We start from the raw sequence: 18,320 nt of genomic DNA, 5'->3' as shown, positions 1-18,320 counted from the left end.
CGCTGCCATACTGAGTACTCAATGAGTCTGAGTGAGGAGGCAGCCATGCGCGCCGATGAGTTTCTCAAGAAGCACGGTCTGGATGAGGACGAAGACAAAGACAGCAGCCTGCGCGGCCAGGCTCTGGAGCGCGCCCTGCACCCCAGCCGTCCGCATGCCGGAACGCCACACGACTGGGAAGACTGGCAACGTTACCAGGCCGAGCAACAGGCTAAAACCGAAACGACGCAGGAAGAAAAGAAGCCGGCCGATGATTGAAGACTGCCGGCCCGTTTTGCTTGGCGCGACCTTGATGCTGTCACTGTCCAGCCTGGCAGCGCCAGGTTATAGCCCCGAGCAGATGCTCGGATGGCAGAGCAAAGACTTTGCCGAACCCACCGAGTACCAGCTCGAAGATGGTCAGCATGGGCTGCGCCTGCGCGCGCAATGCAGCAGCGGCGAGGCTAGCGCGCTCTACCTGGAGCAGCCGATAGACCTGCGCAAAACGCCAATACTGCGCTGGACCTGGACCGTGAGCGGTACCTATTCAGGGATCGACGAAACCAACAAGGCCGGGGATGACTATCCGGTGCGGCTGTACGTGGTGAAAGATGGCGGGCTGCTGCCCTGGCGCACCCTGGCAGTGAATTACGTCTGGTCCAGCCACCAGCCGGTCGGCAGCCACTGGCCCAATGCCTTTACCGGCAACGCACAGATGCTGGCGCTGCGCAGTGGCACGCCGGATCAACCCGGCCAGATGCTAAGTGAGCAACGCAATGTGCGCGAAGACTTCATGCAGCTGCACGACATCGACCTGCAGCAGATCGACGGTCTGGCGCTGATGACCGATTGTGACAACGCCGGCCAGCCGGTAACCGGCTGGTACGGCGCCATCGAGTGGCTACCGGCTACTTCTGCACCCAACCGCCGTTGACCTGAATGTACTGACCCGACGGCGTACGGTCGATGGCCTTCTGCCCGGCGATGGTTTCCACGTCCTTGAGCGCAACGCCATTGTCCTTCGCCACACGTTGATACTCTTCCTTGCGCGCGGCGTTGATCTGCCGCGCGACTTCCGCTGCGTTGCCGCCCGCCTTGACCACGCCCAGGTAACCATTGGGCTGTTCACCCAGTTGCCCGGCTTCCTTGGCCGCCGGTAGCGCGCCCATGGCCTCATTCAGGCTCAAGGCCCAGGCAGCGCCGCTACCCAGCAACATCAGCATGCATAAGGTAAAAATCGTTTTCTTGCCCATTGCCCTTATCCTTGTCGCGTGCGCGCTTAAAACAGCCCGCTGGATTCATCGAAGATTTCGTCCAATTGCTTATCAACCTTGATGTAAATCTCGTGCTCGATCTTCACATTCAGATTGATATTGATCGGTTCGCTGGGCGCCGCCAATTGCACCGTAGGTCCGGCACAGGCTACCAGCAGAATGCTTGCCGCCCCCATCAACAACCCTCGCCAATGCATAACTACTCCTCGTTGGCCGGCAGCCGCTGCTTGAGCAGGTGCTGCTGTACCCGTTGCTGAATGATGTCGCTGACCTGGCTGCTCAGTTGCAGACTGGTCAGCAGCGCCGGAATGTTTTCCTGCAGGTTGACGTTGAGATTGACCTGACGCCCCTGTTGAAAATTCGGGTTGCTGCCCTGCAATCGCAACCCCAGCTGCAGGGTGCCGTCCTCGGCGTAATCTACCTGACTGCTGAGCACAGTATAGTGAAAATTCTCCAGCGCCCCGGCCAGCTCACGCATGCCGGCATTGCTTTGCGCCAGCTGCTGCAGCTTGTCCGACTCGTATCGCAGCACGCCGCCGGGTTCACGCGCCGCCACTGTGCCGGTATCCACCACCAGCTCACCGTCGCGCAACAGCACCGGCAGGCGACCATCCAGGGTGCCGCGGCCACTCAAGCCCTCGGTCGGATAGACTTCAAACAGGGTTCCCAGTTCCAGCCCGCTCAGTTGCAGCACCAGGCGCTGCTCGGTGGCGGCAAAGTCCAGTTTGCTCGGCTCGGCGCTGATCTGCCCGCCCAGTAGCTGCAATTGCGCCCGGTCGAGCTGCAACTGCCCCCCGGAAAAGCGGGTCATTGACGCCCGATAGCTGGCCGCCGCGCGCAGGGGTCCCATCTCCAGGCCAGGGTTCAGGCTCTGCAATTGCAGATCGTTGCTGGCGATCTGCAAGGTTTCGCCGTGCACTGTGACTACCACCGGCGCGCTCAGGCCAGTGAAGGCGCTGCGGTCGTAGATGCCCTTCACCCCATCAAGGTTGAAATCGCCGCGCAGATTCAGCACCCGGCCCCCACTGGCCTGCACCGCCCCGCCGAGCTGGCCGCTGGCCAGGCTAAGCAACTCGGGCCAACTGGCCAGGGTAGCGGCCAGCGGATTGCCCGCGCGGAAAAACAGCGGCGGCAGCGTTGCCGAGGCGTGCCAGGGTTGCGCTGGCGGCAGGGTCAACTCGGTATCCAGGGCCAGCTCGGCAGCGTTGCCAAGCTGGCCCTGCCACTGCAACTCGCCGTCGTCATACTGCCAACGCCCATCGAGACTCCAGCGCTGCGATTTCAACTGCGGTTGCTCAACCTTGGCGAGGTTGCCGCTGAGGCGGCCCTCGGCGTGCAAGCTGTCCGGCAGCTGCCATTGTTGCTGGTAACTCAGACCATTGAGCTTCAGGCTGGCGTCGCTGATGTCCAGTTCAGCAGCAGCCACTTGCAATAACACCCACCCCAGCTGCGCGCCGTTGCCCGCCTGCAAGGTTGCGCCCTGGCTGTCGAGCATGCCGCTAAGCGGCGCGTTCATGTGCAGGCCCTGCAGCAGTATTCCCTGCTTCTGCCAACTGCCGAGGCGTAATGCCAGTTGGGTATCCAGCAGTTCGAGTTGCCAGCTTTCAGCCGGCGAGAGCCGCAGGGCCAGATCGCCCTTGAGCTGCGCATCAAGTCCTTGCGCGCCCGCCAGCGTTAGCGTGGCGGCAAAAGCCATGGCTTCACCCGCCGCCAGCCGGGTACTGGCTGCGGGTGAGGCCTGCAATTCCAGCTGCTGCGGCTGCAAGTCACCCGGCAAGCTGTCCAGCACCGCCAACTGCGGCTCGTCCAGAAGCAATTGGACTCTACCCTGCGCTATCTGCCAACGGCCCTGCTCACCCTTCAACTCCAGCTGCAGCTCACCGCTGAGGGCGCCCAACTGCTCGATCGGCCAAGGCTGCGGCAGCGCAAGCTGCGCATTCATCGCCGCCTCCCCCCGCAGCCAATCAGCCCAGCTCACCGGGGGCTGCGCGCTGTGCAAATCCCAATCCAGCAGCAACCGGGCGCCCGGCGGCAAACTGGCAATCGGCAGGCTGCCGAGCGACAGCCAGCGGCCAAGGTACTGGTAGAGCCCGTCGGTTTGCGGCCACTCGGGGACCCTGAGATTACCGCGCCAATGCGTTTGTCCCTGCCAGTCGGATTGCAGCTGCGCAGCCAACCCGCCGTCGATCAGCATGCGGCCTTCCAGACTCAGCTGGCTGCTTCCGGCCTGCAACTGCTGGCGAACCACAATCGTCTGCTGTCCCGCTTGCACCGCCAGTTCGGCGTTAGCCACCACATCACCCTCGAAGTCTGCAGTGCGGCTCGCCTGCAAGGAACCGATCAACTCGCAAGTCACCGCGCGGCAAGGGACCTGCGCAACAAGCTCGGTGACATGCAAATGATCGGGCAGCCAGTCGATTAGGCCGCTCCAGAGCTCGGGTGCAGTCAGGCTCGCTGCCGGCATGCCGGCAGCAGGTTCGGGCTCGGCTGCGGCGGCTTCCAGGCTTATATGCGCTCGCGCCAGCGTCAGTGTTCGAATCCGCAGACCATCGCGCCAGCCGGGCTGCAGGCGCAGTTGTTCCAACTGCGCCCGCCCGCCGGGAAACACAAGGGACACTCGCTGCACCTCCAGTGCGCTGTCTCGCCAGGCCAGGCCTTGCCACTCCAGCTGCTGCACGCCGGCGTCGGCAAGCGCCCGCTGCGCCCACCAGAGTGCCGCCGCCAGGCTGAGCCCGACCAACAGCAAGATAATCGTCAACCCACCAAGCGCTTTGCGCATGCCCGCCCTCTCAACCAGTAGCAGATCACAGGTTAGCACGCGCAGGTGCCGCATCAGTTGACCGCCTGGTCCGCTTGCGACCTATAATCAGCGGCGGTCTTGCTCACGCAATGCCCGCACTGGAAAGGAATTACGGGCGCCTGTCGATGCCTGTGAGCCAATAACAATAAACAAAAAGGAAAGCACCTTATGAACTGGTACCTCGAGGTTCTGAAAAAGTACGCCGTATTCCAGGGCCGCGCCCGCCGCAGCGAATACTGGTTTTTCATTCTGTTCAATATCATTGCCATGACCATCCTCGGAGCTGTGGATTACGCACTGGGCATGCAGATTTTGGCGCCGATCTATGTGCTGGCGACCTTTCTACCCTCGCTGGCGGTGGCAGTGCGCCGCTTCCACGACACCGGCCGCAGCGGCTGGTGGGTGCTGATTGCCCTGGTGCCGTTGATCGGTTCCATCATTTACCTGATCTTCATGTGCATCGAAGGTGAAGCCCAGGCCAATGCCTATGGGCCCAACCCCAAAGGCGATACTGCCGGTCCGGTCACAGCCTGATCCCAGTACCGGGCGTGCCTACGCATGCCCGGCTTACCCCCTTGCCTTGGTCGGTCGCAGCCGTCAGGCTGTGCTAATTCGCAGCCACTATCGATTGCCTAACATGCTCAGTATCTTCTCGGCCCTGCGCCGTAGCGCCCTTGTCTTGCTGTTGCTCGTCATCCTCAGCGTCGTTCTCAGCTCCTGCCAGAGCATGCCTGCGGGTTTCTCGGTCAGCGCGCCGCTGCGCCCGGCCGAACGCTTGCAGATACTCAGCGATCAAAGCTTCACCACCGCCCAGGGCCAGCAAAAGGTCGAACAGGAAATTTTCGACCAGGCATTCGCCCTGATTGCTCAGGCGCAACAGCTGGTGGTGGTCGACATGTTTCTGTTCAACCGCTTTGCCGGTGAAGACAGCTACCGCCCGTTGGCGCAGCAGTTGACCGATTCCCTGATTGCCGCCAAGCAGCGCCAGCCTGGCATGCCGGTGGTAATGATCACCGATCCGTTCAATACCCTGTATGGCGGCGTACGCGCCCCCGAGCTGCAACAGTTGCGCGCGGCCGGCGTGGAAGTCGTGATGACCGATGTGGACCAGCTTCCGCCCTCCAACCCCGCATGGAGCGGGATCTGGCGCTTGTGCTGCAGTTATCTGGGCAACAGCACCGAGGGCGGCTGGCTGCCCAACCCGGTGGGTGAGGGCAAGGTGACCTTGCGCACTTACCTGCACCTGGCCAACTTTCGCGCCAATCACCGCAAGACGCTGATAGTCGATTATGCCGATGGCTGGCGCGGCCTGGTTACCTCGGCCAATCCGCATGACGCCAGTAGCCGCCACCACAACAGCGCCATCGTGTTCAGCGGGCCGGCAGCGCTGGATCTGCTACAAACCGAGCGGGCGGTGGCGCTGCTATCCGGCCACGCCGCTGCCGTTGACTGGCCGCAGGCGCCTGAGGCCACCGCGTCCGTGGGCCTACCCGGCGTTCAGGTGCTCACCGAAGGCGCCATCGAGCGCTCGCTGCTGGAGCTGCTGAATTCAGCGCAGCGTGGCGATCGGTTGGATATGGAAATGTTCTATCTCGCTTCCAGGCCGGTGATCGCGGCGCTGATTGCCGCGCAGCGGCGCGGCGTAGAGGTGCGCGCCATACTGGACGCCAACCGCGACGCCTTTGGCCGCGAAAAGAACGGCATTCCCAACCGTCAGGCAGCCTGGGACCTGCATCAACACGGTATTGCCGTGCGCTGGTGCGGGACCGATGGCGAGCAATGTCACCGTAAATGGGTTCGACTGGAGCGCCGCGATGGGACCACCGAGGTGATCAGCGGCTCGGCCAATTTTACCCGGCGTAATCTGCACGATCTGAATCTGGAGACCAGCGTGCGACTGATTACCCAGGCCGACAATAGCGAGATAAGCGCCATGCGCGCCGGTTTCGAGCGCGCATGGAACAATAGCGACGGAGGTGAACACAGCCTCCCTTACAGCGCCTTTGCCGATCACAGCTATTGGCGCTACGGGCTCTATCGCTTCATGGAAGCCAGCGGGTTGTCTACTTTCTAGCAGGCCGCCCGCCAGCAGCGCGGGCTACTTCAGCTCGGCAAAACACTCGGCGATGATGTCCATACCGGCCTGCACTTCCAGGTCGGTAGCGGTCAACGGCACCAGAATCCGGATCACATTGCCGTACTGGCCGCAGGACAACAGGATCAACCCCTTTTCGCGCGCCTTGGCGACCACCTGCGCGGTCAGCTCCGCGTGCGGGTGGCCATCTGCCGTGAACAGCTCGCAGGCCACCATGGCGCCCAGACCGCGCACATCACCAATACGCTTGTCGTTCGCCGCCATCTCACTCAGGCGTCCGCCAATCAACTGCCCTAGGGTTCGGCTGCGCGCCAGCAGGTTCTCTTCCTCGAATACCTCCAGTACCGCCAGCGCTGCGGCGCAGGCCAGCGGGCTACCGGCGTAGGTACCGCCAAGCCCACCGGGGGCAATGGCATCCATCACCTCGGCACGGCCACACACGCCCGCCACCGGAAAACCGCCGGCAATGGATTTGGCGAAGGTCGTCAGGTCAGCCGCCACGCCCATCTGCTCCATGGCAAAGAAGCTGCCGGTACGTCCGGCGCCGGTCTGTACTTCATCGGCCACCAGCAGAATGCCGTGCAGATCACACAGCTCGCGCAAGCTGGCCATGAAGGCCGGGCTGGCAACGTAGAAACCGCCCTCGCCCTGCACCGGTTCGATCACGATGGCGGCAATGTCCTGCGGCTGGGCATCGTTCTTGAAGATGCGTTCGATGCTCGCAATCGCATCCTCGTCGCTAACCCCGTGCAGCGGACAAGGGAACTGCGCACGATAGACGCCGCCCGGCATCAAACCCATACCGGCCGAATAAGGCGCGACCTTGCCGGTCATCGACAGGGTCATCATGGTGCGGCCGTGGTAAGCGCCGGTGAAGGCGATTACCCCGGCACGCCCGGTAGCTGCACGGGCGATCTTGACCGCGTTCTCCAGCGCTTCCGAGCCGGTGGTAACCAGAAGGGTTTTCTTGTCGAAATCACCGGGCACCAGCTGATTCAGTTTTTCGCACAGTTCAATATAAGGCTCGTAGGCCAGCACCTGAAAACAGGTATGGGTGAACAGCTCCATCTGACGCTTGACCGCATCCATTATCCTGGGGTGGCGGTGGCCGGTGTTGAGCACCGCGATACCGCCGGCAAAGTCGATATACTGGCGGCCCTCGACATCCCAGACGGTCGCGTTCTCGGCACGCTGTACCACCAGCGGGTGGATCTGGCTGACACCGCGGGCGACTGCCGCGTTGCGCCGCTGCATCAGGGATTCATTGCTTTTGCTCATAACCGCCTCGCGCTTGAAAAAAGGGAGCACCGCTCCGGTAAACACGCCAGAAACTGGGTCTCAGATACCGCCCAGGCAGAGATATTTGATCTCAACGTACTCTTCAATACCGTACTTGGAGCCTTCACGTCCCAGGCCTGAAGACTTCATACCGCCAAAGGGCGCCACCTCGGTCGAGATCAGGCCGGTGTTGATGCCGACCATGCCGTACTCCAGGCGCTCCGCCACGCGGAAAACCCGGCTCAGGTCGCGGGCATAGAAGTAGGCTGCCAGGCCAAATTCGGTATCGTTGGCCTGACGCACTACATCGGCTTCGTCGCTGAAGCGGAACAACGGCGCCAGCGGGCCGAAGGTTTCTTCGCGCGCCACCAGCATGCTGCTATCCACATTGGTCAGGATGGTTGGCTCAAAGAAATTGCCGCCCAACGCGTGTGCCTTGCCACCAGCCAGTACCTGTGCGCCCTTGGCGGTAGCGTCGGCAAGATGGCGCTGCACCTTGGCCACCGCGTTGCCATCGATCAACGGGCCTGTAGTCACGCCGGTCTCGTTGCCATCGCCTACCTTTAACTGACTCACCGCAGCAGCCAGCTTCTCGGCAAAGGCGTCGTAGACCGAGTCCTGCACATAGATACGGTTGGCGCAGACGCAGGTCTGCCCGGCATTTCGGTACTTGGAGATCATCGCGCCTTCAACGGCAGCGTCCAGATCAGCATCGTCGAACACGATAAAGGGCGCGTTGCCGCCCAGTTCCAGCGACAGCTTTTTCAGGGTCGGAGCACATTGCTCCATCAGCTTGATGCCAACGCCGGTCGAACCGGTGAAGGACAGCTTGCGCACGATAGGATTGCTGCACAGCTCGCCGCCAACATCGCGTGAAGCATCCACATCGGCCGTGATCACGCTGAACAGCCCTGCCGGCAGGCCGGCCTGCTCGGCCAGCAGCGCCAGTGCCAGCGCGGAGAACGGGGTTTGCGGTGCGGGCTTGAGCACCATGGCGCAGCCAGCGGCCAGCGCCGGACCAGCCTTGCGGGTGATCATCGCAGCCGGGAAGTTCCAGGGCGTAATCGCGGCGGTAACGCCCACCGGCTCCTTCTGCACCAGAATGCGCTTGTCGGGCTGGTGGCCGGGGATTACATCGCCATAAACGCGCTTGGCCTCTTCGGCGAACCACTCCAGAAAGGAGGCCGCGTAGCCCACTTCACCACGGGCTTCGGCCAGCGGCTTGCCCTGCTCGGCGGTCATGATGCGCGCGAGGTCTTCCTGATGCTGCAGCATCAGATCAAACCACTTGCGCAGCACCTGGCCACGCTCCTTGGCGGTGCGCTGCCGCCAGGCCTGCTGGGCCTGCTGAGCCGCTTCGATGGCGCGCCGGGTTTCTACTGCGCCCATGTTGGGCACGCTGCCCAGTCGCTCGCCATTGGCCGGATTGAAAATCTCGGTGCGCGCGCCGCTGTCGGCCTCGCACCAGTGACCATCCACAAAGGCTTGTTGGCGAAAAAGTTCGGGGCAGTGAAGTTCCATCTAGCGAGTCCTCATCAAGGCAAAAACCGGAGTGGGCGTAACGCATTTACAACAGCAGCGTTTGAAATTTCAAACATGCTATGCGCAGCGCTGCACTCAGGCAATACCCCGAACGAGAAAAACCTTGGATGCTAAATACAGGGACGGAGTCAGGCCGAGACGCCAAAGGCAATCGGCCACCTCTGACCCGCAAGGACACGGGTCAGAGGCAGGGATCAGGCAGCTGTTTCGCTTTCAAAGAGTTCGGCCGGCGTTGTTTGCCCTTCTTCCAGCAAACCCGCGACCCGCTGCAGACTGGCCAGCAGCATCAACTGCTCCCAATCAGCCAGCTTGCCAAAGCGGTCGAGAAAGGCTGACGGCAACAAGGCCGGCTCAGCCTGAATCACTGCGGCGCCCTTGTCGCTCAGTACCAGATGCACCTTGCGCTTATCACTCTTGCTGCGAATGCGTTGCAGCAATTCGCGGTTTTCCAGGCGGTCTATGATAGTACTCAGGGTAGCCTGAGAGACGCTGACCTGCTTGGCAAGGTCGCCCAGGGTACTTTCCCCCATGGCCTTGATGCTGTGCAGAATCAGCAGCTGAATCGGGGTCAGGCCACTGTGCCGGCCCAATCGCTTGGCGTGTATCTCGCTGGCGCGCTGCAGGCGGCGCAGTGCCAGATATAGGTCGTGCATCATGTGCATATACAACTCCAGGCCAGCGCGAAAAAACAGCCGGCATTTTGCCATAAAGTCTAAATATTACAGTAATAACTAGATGCTTTTTATGCGCCTCCCCTTACAGCCCCTTTCTAGCGGACAGTCACGCGCAAAAAACACCCGAACACGCGAAGTATTACATGTTTTTTATTTTTACTTCAAAGTAAATCTTAAGCAATACCCGATGTACAGACGTTGTCGGATACTCATTTTGCGGCCGGCTCAACCCTCACCACTGGCATCGGGCACGCTTTCTGCCGCGGCCGCCGCACTGCTAGACTGACGAGCAGAACGCCGACCGCAGCCACAACAACAAGCCAGGCCCCATGACCCAAATTCCTCGCGTCACCACCACTTTACTGCTTGCCCTCGCTGGCCCGGCGCTGGCCACCGAGAGCAGCATCAAGCTGCCAACCCAGACCATACTGGGCAACCGTCCGGCCGCCGAAGCCGATACCCTTCCCTCTGCCAGCAGTCACGTAAGCAGCAGCGCCGTCAGCCCTTTCAACCTGGGCGCCAACCTCTCCGAGTCATTGCAACGCGTACCCGGCGTACTGGCGCTGAATCGACAGAACTACGCACAGGACGTGCAAATATCGTCGCGGGGGTTTGGTGCCAGGGCACAGTTTGGCGTACGCGGCGTACGCCTGATTCAGGACGGCATTCCCCTGACCATGCCCGACGGCCAGGGCCAGCCGGCGCTGTTCGACCTCGACGGCATGCAGTATATCGACGTGCTGCGCGGCCCATTGAGCGCACTCTACGGCAACGCCTCGGGCGGCATCATTCAGGCTTACAGCGCTCCGGCACCTCTGCATCCGACGCTGGATAGCCGCAGCGCGGTCGGCAGCGATGGCCTTTGGCGTTCGCGCTTGAAGTACGGCGGTCAGCATGGCGATCTGGGCATCACCGCCAACATCTCGCGGCTGGAAACCGATGGCTATCGCGACCACAGCCAGGCCCGGCGCGACATAGCCAACCTGCGGCTGGACTGGGATATCGACGATGCCTCTACCCTGACACTGCTGCTCAACAGCCTTGATCAGCCGGAAACCCAGGACCCGCTGGGATTAACAGCCGAATCGTTGAAAGAAGACCGCCGTCAGTTTGGCGGAAATGCCGAGAAATTCGATACCAGAAAGTCAGTTCAACACAACCAAATTGGCCTCAACTATCAGCGCCGGCTGGACAACGATGATCAGCTAACCATCGTCGCCTACACCGGTGAGCGGGACGTTCAACAGTATCTTGGCTTCCCCGGCGGAGACTCAATGAACTCTCAGAATCAGGTTGTACCCGGAAGCGGCGGCGTGATTGAACTGGACCGTCGTTTCGGTGGCGGCGAGGTCGGCTGGCTGCGCGATACGCAGTTGTTCAGCGTACCGGTCGAACTGGCCGCTGGTCTGACCTACGGTTATCAGGGCGAGGGCCGCAAGGGTTTCGTCAACAACGACGGGCGCAAGGGCGACCTCAAGCGCGACGAGTTCAACCGCGTTGATAGCAAAGAAGCCTATCTGATCAGCACCTGGGCATTGACCAACCAATGGAGCCTGACCGCCGGGGTACGCCACAGCCGTGTTGAGTTTGAATCCCAGGACGACTTTCTTGGTGACGGCAGCGACGACAGCGGCAGTGTCGATTACCGGCAGACCACCCCGGCGCTCGGTATCAGTTATCAATGGAGTCCGGCACTCACACTCTATGCCGCCGCCGGGCAGGGCTTTGAAACGCCCACCTTTCAGGAGCTGGCCTACCGCCCGAATGGCAGTGGCCTGAACTTCGCGCTGCAGCCGAGCGAGTCGGTCAACACCGAGGTTGGCTTCAAATTGCGCCAGGGCGATACCCGGGTTGATGTCGCCCTGTTCTACACACGCGTAAATGACGAGATTGTCACCGGCGTAGAGCAGGCCACCACTGAACGGTCCACCTACGCCAACGCCGGCAAATCAACCCGCCGAGGCATGGAGCTGGCGGTAGAGCAACAACTGCCGTACGACCTGAACGCCTATATGGCCTATACCTATATGGACGCCAGATTCGACGAATATGTCGACGGCAACGGCAATGACTATGCCGGCAATTATCTACCGGGCGTGCCGCGTCACAGCCTCTATGCCGAGCTAGCCTGGGCCCCAGCCGGTGGTTTCAGCACAGCACTGGAAGCACAAAGCCTGAGCAAGCGCTACGCCACCGACAACAATCAGGCCACAGCGCCGGGCTATGCGGCGTTCAACTGGCGGGCGGGGTATCGGCAAGAATTGGGCAACTGGGCGTTGGAGCCCTTTGTGCGGGTCGACAACCTGACCGACAAGGAGTACATCGGCTCTTTGATCGTCAATGGCGCAGGCGCCCGATACTACGAACCGGCGCCCGAGCGTAACTGGTTGGCGGGCATCGGCCTGCAGTATCAGTGGCGCTAGGCGGAAGGTGCGGTTCTCTGGGACGGCCAGGGCTCATCCCGGCCTGCGTGTTCGCCCATAGCACCCTTGGTCGAGATGGAACTCGACCCTCCCAGGCAAAAGCCAAACCAGGCATAACCCCGGGACGGCCTGGCTCCATCCCGGCCTGCGTGTTCGCCCATAGCACCCTTGGTCGAGATGGAACTCGACCCTCCCAGGCAGAACCTCAAAACGAGGGCTTCCTGGTCAGGACTGGATGACGACGGGCTTGGGCGCCGGCACGGCTACGGCAGCAAAAGCATTCCGGCGCCACGCCAGCACCACAAAGATAAGCGCCGCTATCGCCATCATCATCGGCAGCGCGTGACTACTGAGCCATTGACTCGCCGCGCCGGTGGCCACCGGCCCAAGTAGACAGCCCAGCCCCCAAAGCATGGCGATATGCGCGTTGGCGCGTACCAGGGCATCGTCACGAAAACGTTGCCCTACCAGAATGATCGACAGGGTATACAGCCCGCCCGCGCTGGAGCCGAAGAGCACCAGCGCGGGCCAGATCAGTACCGTATGCAACACCAACGGCATCGCCAGGCTACTCAGCAGCAGTACTACCCCACAGAACTTGAACAACGCGGTGCGCGAAAACTTGTCGGCCAGCCAGCCGATCGGCATCTGCAATACGGCATCGCCCACCACCACAGTACTGACCATGATCAGCGCCAGTTGCTGGGCAAAGCCTTCGCGTATCAGGTAGACGGGCAGCAATGTCAGGGTCATGGTTTCAAACCCGGCGAACAACACCATGGCCCAGGCAATCGCCGGAAAGGCCCGCACAAACTGACGCAGGCCGCGCCCCGCAGCTGCAGCCGGATCAACCACCGGCGCACCGCTGACGCAAAACAACATGGCTACACCGCTCAGCAACAAAGCGGTCGCCAACCAGAAACCCCGGTCACCCTCGGTTCCGATAAAGCCCAACAGCAGCGGCCCGCACAACTGGCTAAGGGCAAAGGCACTGCCGTAGACCGCGACCAGTCGGCCACGCAGGCGGTCCGGCACCAGTTGATTGATCCAGCTTTCACCAATAACAAAGGTGACCGTCAGGGAAATACCCAGCACCAGCCGCAGCAACAGCCAGACCGGATAACTGGGCCAGATCGCCAACAGCGCAACCGAGACCGCGCTACAGGCCATTACCAGGCGCAGGGCATTCTCCGAGCCCAGCCGTCCGGCCAAGCGCCCGGTCAGCTTGGAACCCAGCACGATGCCCACCGCCGGCATGCCGGCCATGATGCCAATGGCAAAGGTGCTGTAGCCCCAGTCATGCAAGCGTAACGAGACCAGCGGCAGCGTCACGCCCAGCGCCAACCCGACGATAACCACCGCCGCCGTGACGATGCAGTAGGCCTTCCAGTTCATAAAACGAATCCATGAGAAAACGAGGCAAAGCCCACCAACAAATCAGCCAAAGCCAAAGCACACGCTCCGCGCCGAGGCTGGCTTTTGGCTTTTGGCTTCTAGCTTCTAGCTTCTAGCTTGCCGCTTGTCGCTTGCCGCTAGCGCGCCAAAGGCGCGCTCAGAGCTTGATCCAGGTCGACTTCAGCTCGGTGTACTTGTCGAAGGCGTGCAGCGACTTGTCGCGACCATTGCCCGATTGCTTGAAGCCGCCAAAGGGCGCAGTCATGTCGCCGCCGTCGTACTGGTTGACCCACACGCTACCGGCACGCAGCGCCTTGGCAGCACGGTGTGCCTTGGACAGATCCGCCGTCCACACCGCCGCGGCCAGGCCGTAGATGGTGTCGTTGGCAATTGCCATGGCTTCATCGAAGTCGTTGAAGCTGATGACCGAGAGCACCGGCCCGAAAATTTCCTCACGGGCAATGCGCATGCTGTTGTTCACGTCGGCAAACACCGTCGGCTCGACAAACAGGCCGCCGGTGTCCTGCATTACCCGATTGCCGCCCAGCACCAGACGCGCGCCGTCTTCACGGCCCGCTTCGATATAGCGCAGCACGGTGTCGATTTGGGTGGTATCCACCAATGCACCGACTGCCGTGTTCGGGTCCAGCGGGTAGCCCGGTGCCCAGCTGGCCTTGAGTGCCGCTGCGACTTTCTCGACAAAGACATCCTTGATCGATGCTTCCACCAGCAAGCGCGAACCGGCGGTGCAGACCTCGCCCTGGTTGAAGGCGATGGCGCTGGCGGCGGCTTCAGCTGCGGCGTCGAGATCCGGCGCGTCGGCGAAGACCACATTCGGACTCTTGCCGCCGGCCTCCAGCCATACACGCTTCATGTTCGATTCGCCGGCATAGATCATCAGTTGCTTGGCGATGCGAGTGGAGCCGGTGAAGACGATGGTATCTACATCCATGTGCAGCGCCAGCGCCTTGCCCACGGTGTGACCGTAACCCGGCAATACGTTGAGCACACCGGCCGGCATGCCGGCTTCCAACGCCAGCGCGGCGATGCGAATGGCGGTCAGCGGCGATTTTTCCGACGGCTTGAGCACCACCGAATTCCCGGTGGCCAGCGCCGGACCCAGCTTCCAGCTGGCCATTAGCAGGGGGAAGTTCCAGGGCACGATGGCGGCCACCACGCCCACTGGCTCGCGGGTGATCAGGCCCAGCTCGTTGTGCGCGGTGGGCGCGACCTCATCGTACACCTTGTCGATAGCCTCGGCGGACCAGCGAATAGCATTGGCAGCGCCGGGAATGTCGACCGCCAGCGAGTCACTGATCGGCTTGCCCATATCCAGGGTTTCCAGCAGCGCCAGCTCTTCGGCATGCTGCTCGATCAGATTGGCAAAACGCTGCATGACCTTCTTGCGCTTGGCCGGCGCGCTGCGCGACCACACACCGCTGGCGAACACGGCGCGCGCAGCGGCTACCGCCTGCTCGGCATCGGCCTGATCACAGCTGGCGATCTGCGCCAGAACGCGCCCATCAACCGGTGAGACACAGTCAAAAGTCTCGCCGCTGGCGGCATTCTGGTACTGGCCGGCGACAAAGGCCTGCCCCTGAATCTGCAGGGCAGCGGCGCGCTGCTCCCAATCCTGACGGCTGATAGATGCAGACATGACAATAACCTCGCTTGAAGAAAGCCCTCGCTGGGGCGTTCGATAAAGTGGACAGACAATGCCCGCCACAGTAATAAGGCGTCGCGAAAAATTCAATATATTTGACACAAAACCGAAATTGCAGGGGTAAATTCTTTGCAAAGCCCCCTTTTTCGTTTGTTATTTTTGACATAGACTTTGCAAGGTTCCTATTTGCCAGGTTCCTACACATCGCCACCAAGGCTGCCCGCACCCACTATCTCCGACGGCACCCGCCAGGAAGGTCACATGAACAGCATGCAACAACCCACGCCCGCCCAGCAGGATCTCAGCCTGGATCCGTTCTGGATGCCCTTCACTGCCAACCGCCAGTTCAAGGCCCGTCCGCGTCTGCTGGCCAGCGCGGAAGGCATGTTCTACACCGACGTGGAAGGCCGCCAGGTGATGGATGGCACCTCCGGTCTGTGGTGCTGCAACGCCGGTCATGGCCGCCGCGAGATTGCCGAGGCGGTGAGCAAGCAGATCAGCAGCATGGATTTTGCGCCGACCTTCCAGATGGGCCATCCGCTGCCGTTTCAGTTGGCTGAGCGTCTGACCGAGCTTTCACCGGCCGGGCTGAACCGCGTGTTCTTCACCAACTCGGGTTCCGAGTCGGTCGATACCGCGCTGAAGATCGCGCTGGCCTATCAGCGCGCCATCGGCCAGGGCACCCGCACCCGGCTGATCGGTCGTGAATTGGGCTACCACGGCGTCGGCTTTGGCGGCATTTCGGTGGGCGGCATGGTGAACAACCGCAAGGCCTTTAGCGCGCTGCTGCCGGGCGTCGATCACCTGCCGCATACGCTGGATCTGGAGCGCAACGCCTTCACCCAGGGGCTGCCGCAGTTTGGCATTGAGCGCGCCGAGGCACTGGAAGCGCTGGTCACCCTGCATGGCGCGGAGAATATTGCCGCCGTGATTGTCGAGCCCATGTCCGGTTCGGCGGGCGTCATTCTGCCGCCGCAGGGCTATCTCAAGCGCCTGCGCGAGATCACCGCCAAGCACGGCATTCTGCTGATTTTCGACGAAGTGATTACCGGTTATGGCCGCGTCGGCGCGCCCTTCGCTGCGCAGCGCTGGGAGGTCACCCCCGACATTATCACCACCGCCAAGGGTCTGACCAACGGCGCCATCCCCATGGGCGCGGTCTTTGTCAGCGAGGCCATTCATGATGCCTTTATGCAAGGCCCGGCTGGCGCCATCGAGTTTTTCCACGGCTATACCTATTCCGGCCACCCGGTTGCGGCCGCTGCCGCGCTGGCAACCCTCGACATCTATGCCCGCGACGGTCTGCTGACCCGCGCCGCCGAGCTGGAAAGCTATTGGGCCGAGCTACTGCACAGCCTCAAGGACCTGCCCAACGTGATCGACATCCGCAACACCGGCCTGGTCGGGGCCATTCACCTGGCCAGCCGCGAAGGTGCGCCCGGCGCGCGCGGCTACGAGGTATTCGATGGCTGTTTCTGGCAGGGCGCGATGATTCGCTGCACCGGCGACATCCTGGCCATGTCACCGCCGCTGATCGCCGAGAAACAGGATCTGGACCAGTTGATCGAGATCGTCAGCAAGGTCATCAAGCAGACCGCCTGAGCCAACCCATTTCACGGCCCGGCACCGCGCCGGGCCTCCATTTTCGACTTCTGGTGACTCCCTATGACATTGCAACTGACGCACTACATCAACGGCCAGCGCAGCGCCCCCAGCGCGCGCACTCAAGCCACCTTTGAACCCGCCACGGGCCAGCAGCGCGGCGAAGTCTCGCTGGCCAGCGCCAGCGAAGTGGAGCAGGCCATCGCCCACGCCAAGGCGGCATTTCCGGCCTGGGCCGCGACCACGCCGCTCAATCGCGCACGCGTGCTGTTCAAGTACAAGGCGCTGCTGGAAGCCCATGCAGATGAACTGGCCGAGCTGATTACCCGCGAACACGGCAAGGTATTCGACGATGCCAAGGGCGAACTGACCCGCGGCCTGGAAGTGGTCGAGTTTGCCTGCGGCATTCCGCATCTGCTCAAGGGTGAGCACAGCGAGCAGGTCGGCGGCGGCGTGGATGCCTGGTCCTTGAATCAGGCGCTGGGCGTGGTGGCCGGTATCGCGCCGTTCAACTTCCCGGCCATGGTTCCCATGTGGATGTTCCCCATCGCCATCGCCTGCGGCAACACCTTCATCATGAAACCATCTGAGAAGGACCCGAGCGTGCCCATGCGCCTGGCCGAGCTGCTGACCGAAGCTGGCCTGCCCGATGGCGTATTCAACGTGGTCAACGGCGACAAGGAAGCGGTCGATGTGCTGCTCACTCACCCCGATGTGCAGGCGGTGAGCTTTGTCGGCTCCACACCGATTGCCGAATACATCTATGCCACCGGCTGCGCACACGGCAAGCGCGTGCAGGCCCTGGGCGGCGCCAAGAACCACATGGTGGTAATGCCCGACGCTGATCTGGAGCAAACGGTCAACGCCCTGATGGGCGCAGCCTACGGTAGCGCAGGCGAGCGCTGCATGGCGATTTCGGTGGCCGTGGCGGTAGGCGATGTCGGCGACAAGCTGATTGCGGCTCTTGAGCCCAAGGTGAAAGAGCTGAAGATCGGCAACGGTCTGGACGCCGGTATGGAGATGGGCCCACTGGTCTCTGCGGCGCACCGCGACAAGGTCAAAGGCTATGTCGATCAGGGCGTGGCCGAAGGCGCCACTCTCGTAGTCGATGGCCGTGACATTGTGGTCGATGGTCACGAGCAGGGATACTTCATCGGTGGCTGCCTGTTCGACAACGTCAGCAGCGACATGGTGATCTATCAGGAAGAGATTTTTGGCCCGGTACTCTGCGTGGTACGCGTGCCGGACTATGCCAGCGCGGTGAAACTGATCAACGCGCACGAGTTTGGCAACGGCACCGCCATCTTCACCCGCGACGGTGATTGCGCGCGCCAGTTCTGCAACGAGATCCAAGTGGGCATGATCGGCGTCAATGTGCCGATTCCGGTGCCCATGGCCTTCCACAGCTTTGGCGGCTGGAAGCGCTCGCTGTTTGGCCCGCTGCACATGCACGGCCCGGACGGTGTGCGCTTCTATACCAAGCGCAAGGCCATCACCTCGCGCTGGCCCACCGGCATTCGCAGTGGCGCCGAGTTCGCCATGCCGACCATGAAGTAAACCTCTCGCCCCGGCCACCGCGCCGGGGCTTCTGCTTG

The 18,320-nt window shown here is 62.0% G+C and carries 15 protein-coding genes; 7 read left to right on the top strand and 8 right to left on the bottom strand.

The genetic code is table 11. The features are described from left to right. Positions 1 to 21: 21 nt before the first annotated feature. On the top strand, positions 22 to 258 hold the full coding sequence (locus tag V7756_RS00265; RefSeq protein ID WP_335608161.1) for a hypothetical protein: 237 nt from the start codon (positions 22 to 24) through the stop codon (positions 256 to 258). Then, positions 251 to 913, top strand: coding sequence for a DUF3047 domain-containing protein (locus tag V7756_RS00260; RefSeq protein WP_335608160.1), 663 nt, complete (start codon positions 251 to 253; stop codon positions 911 to 913). Before V7756_RS00265 ends, V7756_RS00260 begins: the two co-directional genes overlap by 8 nt. On the opposite strand, the gene V7756_RS00255 is transcribed toward V7756_RS00260, so the two are convergent. From V7756_RS00255 to V7756_RS00245, 3 genes are read right to left on the bottom strand one after another with little or no spacing between them, the layout of a single operon-like run. Next, positions 888 to 1,232, bottom strand: coding sequence for a YdbL family protein (locus V7756_RS00255; RefSeq protein WP_335608159.1), 345 nt, complete (start codon positions 1,230 to 1,232; stop codon positions 888 to 890). The genes V7756_RS00260 and V7756_RS00255 overlap by 26 nt on opposite strands. Positions 1,233 to 1,258: 26 nt before the next feature. Beyond that, positions 1,259 to 1,450 (bottom strand): YnbE family lipoprotein, encoded by a 192-nt coding sequence (locus V7756_RS00250; RefSeq protein ID WP_335608158.1) that lies wholly within the window; start codon positions 1,448 to 1,450, stop codon positions 1,259 to 1,261. Between the two features lie 2 nt (positions 1,451 to 1,452). After that, positions 1,453 to 4,032 carry a YdbH domain-containing protein gene (locus tag V7756_RS00245; protein ID WP_335608157.1) on the bottom strand — a complete coding sequence of 860 codons (2,580 nt, stop codon included), beginning with the start codon at positions 4,030 to 4,032 and terminating at the stop codon, positions 1,453 to 1,455. Positions 4,033 to 4,221: 189 nt separating this feature from the next. On the opposite strand from V7756_RS00245, the gene V7756_RS00240 reads away from it, so the two are divergent. Beyond that, complete coding sequence (locus V7756_RS00240; RefSeq protein WP_335608156.1) at positions 4,222 to 4,587, top strand: DUF805 domain-containing protein; 366 nt, start codon at positions 4,222 to 4,224, stop codon at positions 4,585 to 4,587. 103 nt (positions 4,588 to 4,690) lie between these two features. Then, a complete protein-coding gene (locus tag V7756_RS00235) occupies positions 4,691 to 6,127 on the top strand; it encodes a phospholipase D-like domain-containing protein (protein WP_335608155.1) in 1,437 nt (478 codons plus the stop codon). Between the two features lie 24 nt (positions 6,128 to 6,151). Here the strand turns inward: V7756_RS00235 and gabT are convergent, their stop codons facing one another. The 3 genes from gabT to V7756_RS00220 all read right to left on the bottom strand — a co-directional run bounded on the left by gabT (position 6,152) and on the right by V7756_RS00220 (position 9,624). Beyond that, positions 6,152 to 7,426, bottom strand: coding sequence for a 4-aminobutyrate--2-oxoglutarate transaminase (gabT, locus tag V7756_RS00230; protein WP_335608154.1), 1,275 nt, complete (start codon positions 7,424 to 7,426; stop codon positions 6,152 to 6,154). A 60-nt stretch (positions 7,427 to 7,486) separates the two neighbouring features. Then, positions 7,487 to 8,947 (bottom strand): NADP-dependent succinate-semialdehyde dehydrogenase, encoded by a 1,461-nt coding sequence (gene gabD / locus V7756_RS00225; protein WP_335608153.1) that lies wholly within the window; start codon positions 8,945 to 8,947, stop codon positions 7,487 to 7,489. 215 nt (positions 8,948 to 9,162) lie between these two features. Beyond that, the gene (locus tag V7756_RS00220; protein WP_335608152.1) at positions 9,163 to 9,624 is read right to left on the bottom strand and encodes a MarR family winged helix-turn-helix transcriptional regulator; all 462 of its coding nucleotides are present in this window, start codon (positions 9,622 to 9,624) and stop codon (positions 9,163 to 9,165) included. Positions 9,625 to 9,971: 347 nt separating this feature from the next. Between V7756_RS00220 and V7756_RS00215 the strand changes: the two genes are divergently transcribed. After that, positions 9,972 to 12,065 carry a TonB-dependent receptor family protein gene (locus V7756_RS00215; RefSeq protein WP_335608151.1) on the top strand — a complete coding sequence of 698 codons (2,094 nt, stop codon included), beginning with the start codon at positions 9,972 to 9,974 and terminating at the stop codon, positions 12,063 to 12,065. Between the two features lie 225 nt (positions 12,066 to 12,290). On the opposite strand, the gene V7756_RS00210 is transcribed toward V7756_RS00215, so the two are convergent. Together V7756_RS00210 and V7756_RS00205 are read right to left on the bottom strand one after the other, a co-directional pair. Continuing rightward, entirely contained in the window at positions 12,291 to 13,460 is a 1,170-nt protein-coding gene (locus V7756_RS00210) for an MFS transporter (protein ID WP_335608150.1), read from the bottom strand. 157 nt (positions 13,461 to 13,617) lie between these two features. Next, positions 13,618 to 15,117 (bottom strand): aldehyde dehydrogenase, encoded by a 1,500-nt coding sequence (locus V7756_RS00205; RefSeq protein WP_335608149.1) that lies wholly within the window; start codon positions 15,115 to 15,117, stop codon positions 13,618 to 13,620. A 276-nt stretch (positions 15,118 to 15,393) separates the two neighbouring features. Between V7756_RS00205 and V7756_RS00200 the strand changes: the two genes are divergently transcribed. Continuing rightward, positions 15,394 to 16,725, top strand: a complete 1,332-nt coding sequence (locus V7756_RS00200) for an aspartate aminotransferase family protein (RefSeq protein WP_442908938.1) — start codon at positions 15,394 to 15,396, stop codon at positions 16,723 to 16,725. A gap of 63 nt (positions 16,726 to 16,788) precedes the next feature. Further along, a complete protein-coding gene (locus V7756_RS00195; RefSeq protein WP_335608147.1) occupies positions 16,789 to 18,282 on the top strand; it encodes a CoA-acylating methylmalonate-semialdehyde dehydrogenase in 1,494 nt (497 codons plus the stop codon). Positions 18,283 to 18,320 lie beyond the last annotated feature (38 nt).

This window comes from Halopseudomonas sp., assembly GCF_036961105.1.
GTDB lineage: Bacteria > Pseudomonadota > Gammaproteobacteria > Pseudomonadales > Pseudomonadaceae > Halopseudomonas.
Note: the sequence above shows the minus strand (reverse complement) of the source record. Positions and strands in the feature narration are given on the sequence as shown.